At 67.0% G+C, this 9,320-nt stretch carries 9 protein-coding genes and 1 pseudogene; 2 read left to right on the plus strand and 8 right to left on the minus strand.

From position 1 onward, the window contains the following. Nucleotides 1–76: 76 nt before the first annotated feature. Nucleotides 77–1,621: an NAD(P)H-hydrate dehydratase gene (locus tag KBY93_RS02290; protein ID WP_255092612.1), complete on the minus strand. Its 1,545-nt coding sequence runs from the start codon at nt 1,619–1,621 to the stop codon at nt 77–79. Between the two features lie 219 nt (nt 1,622–1,840). Between KBY93_RS02290 and mnmA the strand changes: the two genes are divergently transcribed. After that, nucleotides 1,841–2,944 (plus strand): tRNA 2-thiouridine(34) synthase MnmA, encoded by a 1,104-nt coding sequence (mnmA, locus tag KBY93_RS02295; RefSeq protein ID WP_255092638.1) that lies wholly within the window; start codon nt 1,841–1,843, stop codon nt 2,942–2,944. A 17-nt stretch (nt 2,945–2,961) separates the two neighbouring features. Here mnmA and KBY93_RS02300 read toward each other — a convergent pair whose 3' ends face one another. Genes KBY93_RS02300 through KBY93_RS02310 form a run of 3 tightly spaced genes read right to left on the minus strand, consistent with a single transcriptional unit; the run spans nt 2,962 to nt 5,098 of the window. After that, a complete protein-coding gene (locus tag KBY93_RS02300; RefSeq protein ID WP_255092613.1) occupies nt 2,962–3,213 on the minus strand; it encodes a 2Fe-2S iron-sulfur cluster-binding protein in 252 nt (83 codons plus the stop codon). Continuing rightward, nucleotides 3,210–4,685, minus strand: coding sequence for a cobyric acid synthase (locus KBY93_RS02305; protein ID WP_255092614.1), 1,476 nt, complete (start codon nt 4,683–4,685; stop codon nt 3,210–3,212). The genes KBY93_RS02300 and KBY93_RS02305 overlap by 4 nt, the downstream gene beginning before the upstream one ends. A gap of 29 nt (nt 4,686–4,714) precedes the next feature. Next, nucleotides 4,715–5,098: an Npun_F0494 family protein gene (locus KBY93_RS02310; RefSeq protein ID WP_255092615.1), complete on the minus strand. Its 384-nt coding sequence runs from the start codon at nt 5,096–5,098 to the stop codon at nt 4,715–4,717. Between the two features lie 109 nt (nt 5,099–5,207). On the opposite strand from KBY93_RS02310, the gene KBY93_RS02315 reads away from it, so the two are divergent. Continuing rightward, nucleotides 5,208–5,813, plus strand: a complete 606-nt coding sequence (locus KBY93_RS02315) for a nucleoside triphosphate pyrophosphatase (protein ID WP_255092616.1) — start codon at nt 5,208–5,210, stop codon at nt 5,811–5,813. Here KBY93_RS02315 and KBY93_RS02320 read toward each other — a convergent pair whose 3' ends face one another. The 4 genes and pseudogenes from KBY93_RS02320 to KBY93_RS02335 all read right to left on the minus strand — a co-directional run. After that, nucleotides 5,814–6,656 (minus strand): YcgJ family protein, encoded by an 843-nt coding sequence (locus tag KBY93_RS02320; protein ID WP_255092617.1) that lies wholly within the window; start codon nt 6,654–6,656, stop codon nt 5,814–5,816. A gap of 167 nt (nt 6,657–6,823) precedes the next feature. Beyond that, nucleotides 6,824–7,624, minus strand: a complete 801-nt coding sequence (locus KBY93_RS02325; protein ID WP_255092618.1) for a YcgJ family protein — start codon at nt 7,622–7,624, stop codon at nt 6,824–6,826. 178 nt (nt 7,625–7,802) lie between these two features. Further along, a complete protein-coding gene (gene psbC, locus KBY93_RS02330) occupies nt 7,803–9,167 on the minus strand; it encodes a photosystem II reaction center protein CP43 (protein WP_255092619.1) in 1,365 nt (454 codons plus the stop codon). Between the two features lie 7 nt (nt 9,168–9,174). Then, nucleotides 9,175–9,320: pseudogene (locus tag KBY93_RS02335) on the minus strand (photosystem II D2 protein (photosystem q(a) protein)); the annotation flags it as partial.

Raw genomic sequence — 9,320 nt, forward strand, 5'->3', positions numbered from 1 at the left:
GATTTCAACAACCTTTCAAGGTTGTGCAAGTAAAACGACACAATGAATCCCCGTCAGAACTGTTCCCGGCTGAACATCACTGGCCCAGGGTTGCGGCCAGAGCCTGGGGCGTCACCTGGCCTGGTCCGAGCCGCTCCCGGGCCGCCAGTCCCGCCTGGGCGTGGTTCAGGGCGGCCAAGGCCAGGGTGGAGGCCTCCCCTGGTGAGACCCCGGCCGCCATCGCCACGGCCCCCCGCCCCGCTGCGAATCCAGCAAGTACATCGCCGGCGCCGGCCCGTGCCGCCTCAGGTGCCGCCTCCAGCAGCTGCCAGCGCCTGCCGTCGGGCGCGGCGATCACGCTGCGGGCGCCTTTGAGCAGCAGGGCCGCGCCGCAGCGCGCGGCGGCGGCGGCGGCGGCCTCGAGCGGCGGCTCGCTGGCCAGATCGGGGAACAGACGGACGAATTCACCGCCATGGGGCGTCAGCCAGGTGGCTCCTCGCCGCGCCTGCAGCCAGGCCATTGGCTCGCCGCAGGCCCCGGCGGCCAGTTGGTTGAGTCCATCGGCATCGATCACCACCAGACCCGCGAAGACCTGCAAGGCCTCCCAGAGCGGCTGGGTGGCAGGCCGCTCCGCTGAGGCAGCTGCTGCCAGGCCTGGGCCAATAAGCACGGCATCGAAGCGATCGAGGGCGCCCGGCTCCCCTGGGGGTGGCCCCAGAACCACATGGGGCAGCAGGCTCCAGAGCTGCTGGGCCACCGGCTCGGGCACGGCCGCCCGCAGGCTGCCGCAGCCGCTGGCGCTTGCCCCCAGCAGGCTGAGCAGGGCAGCACCGGGATAGGCGGCGCTGCCGCTCACCACCAGCAGGCGGCCACGGCCGTACTTGGCGGCCTCTGGCGCCGGCTCCAGAGGTGGGGCGCTGATCTGATCCAGGCCGCTCAGGCCGAGGGGCTGAGTTGGCGGCAGTTGTTCCAGCAGGGTCGGCGGCAGGCCCAGGTCGAGCCGCACCAGTTGCCCCACCCAGGCCAGGGCACGGTCCTGTACCAGCCCCTGTTTGAGCAGGCCCAGGCAGTAGGTGCTGCGGGCCCGGGCGGCCCTGCTCCCCAGCAGCCTGCCGCTGTCGGCACAGAGGCCTGTGGGTGTGTCGATGGCCACCAGCTGATCGGGCCTCAGCCGCGCCCGATCGCCCAGCAGGGCCTCGATCGTCTCGCCAGGAGAGCGCCGCTGGCCGATGCCGAACAGACCATCGATCCAGAGGGTGTCCTCGGCTGGATCGGGGCTGGAGCTCAGTCGCTCGATCCCCAGCCAGCGGGCGTGGCGCCAATGGGAGTCGGTGAGCGGTTTATGGCGCTCGAAGGGGCTCCAGAGCCGGACCCGCACCCCGGCCAGGTGAAGCTCCCGGGCCACCACCAAGGCATCTCCGCCGTTGTGCCCCGGGCCCACCAGCAGCAGCACCCCCTGACGCAGGGCTTCGGGCTCACGCAGCAGTTGGGCACTGATTGAAAGGGCGGCTTTCTCCATAAGGGCTTCCACCGGCAGTCCGCTGGCGAACAGCTGCTGCTCCAGCTGAGCCATCTGCTCGGAGCTCACCAGCAGGTGGGCGGCATCCCGGCGGGGCCAGGAGATCAGGGGGCTGCTGCTCAAGGGGGCTCCAGGGCGAGGAGATGGCGGGGCGCCCGCCGCCGGGTCCCTGGCCCCATGATGGGAACTTCGTCCTGTCGTGTTCCTCCCCCGCTCCGGAGGGTTCCGGTTTTGACCACCACCGCCCCTGCTGCCGGCTCAGGTTCCGCCGGTTGTGCCCATTCCTCTCTCTCTGCTGCCAGCGGAGCCGTCACCGCCGCCGGGGCAGAGGCGCTTGAGCGCTTGCGCGCCTGGCCCGGAGAGCATCGGCTGGCCGTGGGGCTCTCCGGGGGGGTGGACAGCTCCCTGACCGCCGCGCTGCTGGTGGCGGCCGGTTGGCAGGTGGAGGGCCTCACCCTCTGGCTGATGAGCGGCAAGGGGGCCTGCTGCGCTGAGGGCTTGGTGGACGCCGCCGGCATCTGTGAACAGCTCGGGGTGCCGCACCATGTCGTCGACAGCCGCGAGCGCTTTCAGCAGCAGATCGTCGACTTTCTGGTGGAGGGCTATGGGGGCGGGGTCACCCCGCTGCCCTGCTCCCGCTGCAATCGTGAGGTGAAGTTCTCGCCGATGCTGGAGTGGGCCGAGGCTGAACTTGGCATCGGCCGCCTCGCCACCGGTCACTACGCCCGGGTCCGTCTGGCCGATCCCGGCGCGCCGGCCGGCCGCCACCAGTTGCTGCGGGGTCTTGATGGCCACAAGGACCAGAGCTATTTCCTCTACGACCTTCCCCAGGAGGTGCTCTCCAGGCTGGTGTTTCCCCTCGGTGAACTCACCAAGGCCGACACCCGCCTCGAGGCTGAGGCCCTCGGCTTGCGCACCGCCCGCAAGCCCGAAAGTCAGGATCTCTGCCTGGCCGACCACCACGGCTCGATGAAGGCCTTTCTCGATGCCTACCTGCCGCCTCGCCAGGGTCAGATCGTTCTGGTCGACGGCACGGTGGTGGGTGACCACGACGGTATCGAGCATTTCACGATCGGCCAGCGCAAGGGACTCGGGGTGGCCTGGAGCGAGCCCCTGCATGTTGTGCGCCTCGATGGGGCGATGAACAGGGTGGTGGTGGCCCCCCGCTCCGAGGCAGCCCGCAGCAGCTGTGTGGTGGGCGCGATCAACTGGATCTCGATCCCCCCGCCCGAGGCACCCCTCGAGCTGGAGGTGCAGGTGCGCTATCGCAGCGCACCGGTGGCTGCCCAGCTCATCCCCCTTGAGCCCACGGCCACCGATGGGGCTGCGGGCCGTCCCCACCGCGCTCGGCTGGTCTTCTACGAGGAGCAATTTTCAATCACCCCGGGCCAGGCGGCGGTGTTCTATGCCGGCGAGGTGGTGCTTGGTGGCGGTCTGATCCAGTGACACCCGAGCGATCCGGTTTACCAGTAGGGATCGCTGGCCAGCTCCACCGTCAGCTCACCGCTGCGGCTGGCGGGCACCGTTGCGATGCAGCCGCGCACCACCCTGCCGTTCACCTCGATCTCGCAGGCGCCGCAACTGCCCCCCAGGCAGCCGGTGGGAATCCGCAGCCCCGCCTCGGCGGCTGCCTGCAGCCAGTCGGTTCCTGGGGGCACCAAGGTGCTGCCTCCATCGGGCCAGTGCACTTGAACTGGTGGAGCGGCGGAGGTCATTCCGGCTTCAGCAGGGGGGCGAGGTTCACGTGGGTCTCGAAGGCCTCGGCGAGGCGATCGAGCAGTGCCTCCCGCTGCTGGCCGTGGTGGGGTGGCTGCTCCCCCAGGGGAGGCAGGCCGCGGCGGCGGCGCAGCTGGTTCAGCCAGCGCCGCCGCCAGGGGCCGGAGTCGAACACCCCGTGCAGGTAGGTGCCAGCCACCACGGCACCGTTCTCCTCAGCCCGCCACCAGCCAAGGCCTTCGCGCTCGGCGATCGGCCGGCACTGGTCAGGTTCCTGGCACTCGCTCTGACCCCGGTGCAACTCGAACCCCTCCAGAGCCAGGCTGCTGCCCGGCGGCCAGAGGGCCGGGGCACAGACACGCCGCGTCGCCTTTTCGTGGCCGTACCGGGTGACCAGGGGCAGCAGAGCCAGCCCGGCGTGATCGCCGCCGCCTTCGAGGCCGTGGGGGTCCACCAGTCTCTGGCCCAGCATCTGCAGGCCGCCACAGAGACCGAAGAGATGGCCGCCGCTGGCCAGATGGCGGCGCAGGTCGGTGGCCAGGCAGCTGGCGTTGATTGCCCCCAGGTCCCGCAGGGTCTGCTTGCTGCCGGGGATCACCACGGCATCGGGGCTGCCGAGCGCCTCGCCGGGGCGAACCCAGCGCAGCCGCACGCTTGGTTCCGCTTCGAGCGGATCTAGATCGGAGAAATTGCTGATAGAAGGCAGGCGCAGCACCGCGATCTCCAGCTCCGCATCGGGTTTGCCTGGCTTGCGCTCCAGCAGGTCAAGCGAATCCTCGGGAGGGAAGAGTTCATCTAGCCAGGGCATCACCCCCAGCACCGGCAGGCCGGTGTGGCGCTCCAGCCAGCTGCGGCCCTCATCGAAGAGCTCCCGTCGGCCGCGGAAGCGGTTGATCAGGATGCCCCGGATCAGGGGCCGCTCCACCGGGCGCAGCAGGGCCAGGGTGCCCACGATCTGCGCGAATACTCCCCCCCGCTCGATGTCGGCCACCAGCAGGCAGCGGGCCCGCAGGAACTGGGCCAGGCGCAGGTTGGTGAGATCCCGGGCCTGCAGATTCACCTCCACGGGGCTGCCGGCCCCTTCCAGCACCAGACGACCGTTGGGATGGCGGGCCTGGAGATCGCCCAGGCCCTGACGGATCGCGGCCCAGCCCGGGCGGAACCAGTCGCGGTAGTAGTGCTCGGCGCGGCACACCCCCACGGAGCGCCCCAGGTGGATCACCTCGCTGGTGCTGTCGCCCTGGGGCTTGAGCAGCACGGGATTCATTGCCACCGCCGGCTCCAGGCCCGCCGCCCAGGCCTGCAGGGCCTGGCTGTAGGCCATCTCGCCACCATCGGCATCCACCCAGGCATTGAGACTCATGTTCTGGCCCTTGAAGGGCAGGGGCGTTTCGCCTTGGCGCAGCAGCACCCGGCAGACGGCTGCGGTCATCAGCGATTTGCCCGCGCCACTGCTGGTTCCGAGCACCATCAGTGCAGGGTGTTCAAGGCGGCCGGGGCTCACAGGCGCGGCCAGCGACGGCGCAGGCCATGGCGGATCCGCTCCAGCAGAGCGGCCCTGGGAATCTCCCCGCTCCAGCGGCTGAGCAGTTCCCGGCCCATTGGTGTCAGCCGCACCCGCTCCGTCAGCCCCTGGCCATCCACCTCCCGCCGCAGCACCCCCACCCGGATCAGCCAGATGAAATGGTTTTCGGCCCGGTCACTTGTCAGGCGGACGAAGCTGAGCTGCGCCTGGTCGTCACGTCGGTGGAGCTCCTCGCTGCTGATCGCCTCGCCGCTGAGCAGTCCGTAGAAGGCCCGCCGGAACGGCAGGCAGCGCAGGGCACTGGCCGCCCGCTCCAGGGAGCGGGGATCGTTGAGTGCGCTGGAGAAGGAGCCGTCCATGGCTCGATTCTCACGGATCAGTGAGCGCTGTGGTGGGGCCGAAGCAGGCGGGCACCGCCTCTGTGGAGGAGGATCGAGACGTCCATGCAGGCTCAGGAGCTCAGGGTCCATGCGGCATGCCCCACTGGTGCTGGCCTCTGCCTCGCCGGCGCGCCGGCGGCTGCTGGAGCAGGCCTGCATCCCCCACCGGGTGCAGGTGAGCGGCGTCGACGAGGACGCCTGGCGAGATCCGGATCCGCTCCAGCTGGTTCTGGCGCTGGCGCGGGCCAAGGCCGAGGCGGTGGAGCGTGATCTTCTGCTGCCCGAAGGGGAGCAGGTGTGCGCAGTGCTCGGTTGCGACTCCCTGTTCGTGCTGGATGGCGCCGCGTACGGCAAGCCTCGTGATGCTGAGGAAGCCACCAGTCGCTGGCGGCGTATGGCCGGATCCTGGGGGGAGCTGCATACCGGCCATTGCCTGCTACTCGTTGGGGCCGCAGCAGCAGAGCCAGTCTCCAAGCTTCCTCTTCCCCTACTGGCCACGGTCACCACCCGCGTGAAGTTCGCGGCGCTCAGCGATGCGGAGATTGCCGCCTACGTGGCCACGGGTGAACCGCTGGCCTGTGCTGGCGGCTTTGCCCTCGAAGGCCGGGCAGGCCCTTTGGTGGAACGCATCGAAGGCTGCTTCAGCAACGTGATCGGCCTGAGCCTGCCCCTGCTGCGTCGCTGGCTGACCTGATCAGCGGAAGAGGCTGTTGATCAGATCCTGCAGAACACTGTTGGAGGTACCGGTGCCATACCTGGGCTCAAGTGCTCGGTCCTGGCGGGCCACCAACTGCAGGTCTCCCCAGCGGAACTCGCCCCCATTCCCCCTGCGGCTGTAGGCCACGGGCCAGGTTCCGTTGCCGTCGACCATGATCAGCTGGCCCCGCTGGTCATAGAAGCTGTACTCACGCCCATTGCCGAGGTTGACGAGATAGGCCGTGCCATTCGAGGTGGAGCGTTGTTGCAGGCCGCAGTTGCCCGAGAAGATCCGCCTGCCGCGTTGGTTGAGTTCACAGAACCCGGAGTCCAGAGCGGTGGGTTGACCCCAGCTGTTGTTCCCCCAATTGTTGTTTCCCCAACCGTTCTTGCCACGGCCATTGTTTTCCCAGCCGTTGTTTCCCTTGCCGTTGGCTCTCGCCCAGTCGCCGTTGTCACCGAACAGCTGGCGGCTGAGGCGCTTGCTGATGTTGGTGCGGCTCCGGCCGTCATCCCAGCAGATCTGGCGACGCAGATCGCAGGCCTCTCCACTGCTGAAACGCACATCCCAGGTGTTTGGGCGGCCTGAGATCTGACGACGCAGATTCTGCTCGGAGCGTTGCCCGAATTCACGCCGCGTCATCGTCAGCGAGGGACCCTGGCGGTCGTAGCAGATCCTGCTGCCGCGGTCGCAGACGACTCCGTTGCCTGTGAGTTTCAGGCTGTTGCTCTGAGTCCAGCCGGGCTGGGGCACCACCGTTGTGAGCAGGGCCAGCCATCCGGCCGCCAGCGCCAGAGAGGCATGGGCAGGCCTGGATGGGATCAGGAAGTTGGTAGTCATGGAGCAGTGATCAGCGGTCGCCCGCAACCTATGGGCCATGAGCGCTGAAGGTGCAACCAGAGTCTGTCTGGGGTCGTCCCAGAGGTGACAAGGTTCATGCGCCCAGTGTTGACGGACCTTCTGAGCGTTCAGGCGATGAAATACCCCCCGCCGTTGAGGTGCGACTGTCAGCGGAACATGGTGTTGAACAGGTCCTGGAGGAAGTTGCCCGTCGGGTTGAAATCGCTGCTTCCCCCCTGCGGCCCTTGGTTTGCCCAGCGGCGGTCGCGTGTCACCAGTTGCCGGTCGGCCCAGCGGAAGTTCACGTCGCCGTTGCGGTTGCTGATCTGGACTGGCCACAAGCCAGAGGAATCCTGGAGCACGAGCCTGCCTTGACGGTTGTAGAAGCTGTATCTCTGGCCATCAGCGAGCTCGACGTTGTAAGCCATGCCGTTGGCCGACTCGCGTCGATTCAGCAGGCAATTTCCCTCGAAAAGACGACGGTTCCCCTGGCGTAGTTCACAGGAGCTTGTGGCTTGCTCGGGTTGCTGCCAGTTGTTGTTGTTGTTGTTTCCCCAGCCGCTGCTGCCGGATCCGTTGTTGCCCCAGGCGCCCCTGTTGCCGAACAGCTGTGTGCTCAGCGACCTGCTCACGTTCTTGCCACCCTGGCCGTCATCCCAGCAGGTTTGCCGCCGCACGTCGCAGGCTTTCCCATCGCTCAACGCGAACTTGGTGGGCCCTCTGTTGCCCGACAGCGTGGGAACCAGCTCACGCTCGCCGTAGCTGCCGAAAAACTCGCGGGTGAGCGGCACGGAAACTCCTTCGGAGTTGAAGCATCTCTTGTTGGTCAGGTCGCAGACCACGCCTTGGCGAGGAAAGTCGACCGTGCTGCTCTGGGCTGCCACAGGCAGCGGCCCGACCAGGGGCAGAAGAGCCAGGGGAAGGGCCGCGCGGGAAAGGGCGCGGCCGGTGAATGTGCGGATGTCCAAGGGATGACCTCGTCGGTAGCTCAAACGTAGGAACGATCCATTGGCCAGACATGTCTCGACTGTTTCTATCCGGCCTGGGGGCAAGACAAGGCTGGTCTGACATGTCTTGCCCATAAAAAAACCCCCCGCGATCGCGGGAGGGTTAGGGGTGATGCCGTGGTGAAGCGGCAGCAGAGGATCAGTCGAGATCCGGCATGGCCAGGGTGGGCTCGGCCTGACGGTCGATACCTTTCTCGAAACCGGCTGCGGCGGCCCGGGCGCGCCCGGCGTGCCAGAGGTGACCAACCAGGAAGAAGAAGGCCAGCACGAACTGAGTGGCGGAGAGCCACTGACGCACGTTCACGAAGTTCACCGAGTTGGGCTCGGTGATGATGCCGCCCACGGAATTGAGGGAGGCGTTTGGAGCGTGAGTCATGTATTCAGCCGCACGGCGTACTTGCCAGGGCTGAATGTCGTTCTGGAGCTTGTCGAGGCTGAGGCCGTTGGGACCGCGAAGGGGCTCGAGCCAGGGACCGCGGAAATCCCAGAAGCGCATGGTTTCACCGCCGAAGATGATTTCGCCGGTGGGGGAGCGCATCAGGTACTTGCCAAGGCCGGTGGGGCCCATGGCGGAACCGATGTTGGCTCCCATGCGCTGGTCACGCACCAGGAAGGTGAAGCTCTGGGCCTGGGAGGATTCGGCGTTGGTGGGGCCGTAGAACTCCGAGGGATAGGCGGTGTTGTTGAACCAGATGTAGGCAGACGCGATGAAGCTCATGAAGCTCAGGGCGCCGAGGCTGTAGCTCAGGTAGGCCTCACCGTTCCAGATGAAGGCGCGACGCACCCAGCCGAAGGGCTTGGTGATCACGTGCCAGATTCCACCGAAGATGCAGATCAGGCCGAGCCAGATGTGGCCGCCGATGATGTCTTCCATCGAGTTGACCCCGATGATCCAGCCCTCGCCACCGAATGGGGCTTTGAAGAGATAGCCGAAGATCACGGCCGGGCTCAGGGTGGGGTTGGTGATGATGCGCACATCGCCGCCACCGGGGGCCCAGGTGTCATAGACGCCGCCGAAGAACATGGCCTTGAACACCAGCAGCAGGCAGCCCACACCCAGAAGGATGAGGTGGTAGCCGATGATGTTGGTCATCTGGTTCTTGTCGCGCCAGTCCTGGGAGAAGAACGAGGAATAGTTCTCCAGGATTTCAGGACCGCGCAGGGCGTGGTAGAGGCCGCCGAGCCCAAGTACTGCGGAGCTGATCAGGTGCAGTACACCGACCACGAAGAACGGATAGAGGCTGGTGACCTCGCCGCCGGGGCCGACGCCGTAGCCGAGGGTGGCCACGTGTGGGAACAGGATCAGGCCCTGCTCGTACATCGGCTTGTCGAAGCTGAAGTGGCTCACTTCGAACAGCATCATCGCTCCGGCCCAGAAGACCATCAGACCCGCGTGGGCCACGTGGGCGCCGAGCAGGCGACCGGAGAGATTGATCAGGCGAGCGTTACCAGCCCACCAGGCGTAACCGGTGGAGTCGAGGTCTTTGCCCCCGACGGCCACCATGGACGAATTAAAGGGCGTTTCCACGTGGCAGGACCTCTTCAGGGAAGACGAAGTTTTCATGCGGCTGGTCGGCCGGTGCCATCCAGGCACGCAGTCCTTCGTTCAGAAGAATGTTCTTCGTGTAGAAGGTCTCGAATTCAGGGTCCTCAGCGG

This window comes from Synechococcus sp. J7-Johnson (genome assembly GCF_024345795.1).
GTDB lineage: Bacteria > Cyanobacteriota > Cyanobacteriia > PCC-6307 > Cyanobiaceae > Regnicoccus_A.

What these genes read in the sequence shown, in the direction of transcription:
- KBY93_RS02315 (WP_255092616.1), top strand. Translation starts at nt 5,208, where the DNA reads ATGCGGCATGCCCCACTGGTGCTGGCCTCTGCCTCGCCGGCGCGCCGG.
- psbC (WP_255092619.1), bottom strand. Translation starts at nt 9,167, where the DNA reads ATGGTGGCCGTCGGGGGCAAAGACCTCGACTCCACCGGTTACGCCTGG.
- KBY93_RS02310 (WP_255092615.1), bottom strand. Translation starts at nt 5,098, where the DNA reads ATGGACGGCTCCTTCTCCAGCGCACTCAACGATCCCCGCTCCCTGGAG.
- KBY93_RS02320 (WP_255092617.1), bottom strand. Translation starts at nt 6,656, where the DNA reads ATGACTACCAACTTCCTGATCCCATCCAGGCCTGCCCATGCCTCTCTG.
- KBY93_RS02300 (WP_255092613.1), bottom strand. Translation starts at nt 3,213, where the DNA reads ATGACCTCCGCCGCTCCACCAGTTCAAGTGCACTGGCCCGATGGAGGC.
- KBY93_RS02305 (WP_255092614.1), bottom strand. Translation starts at nt 4,685, where the DNA reads ATGGTGCTCGGAACCAGCAGTGGCGCGGGCAAATCGCTGATGACCGCA.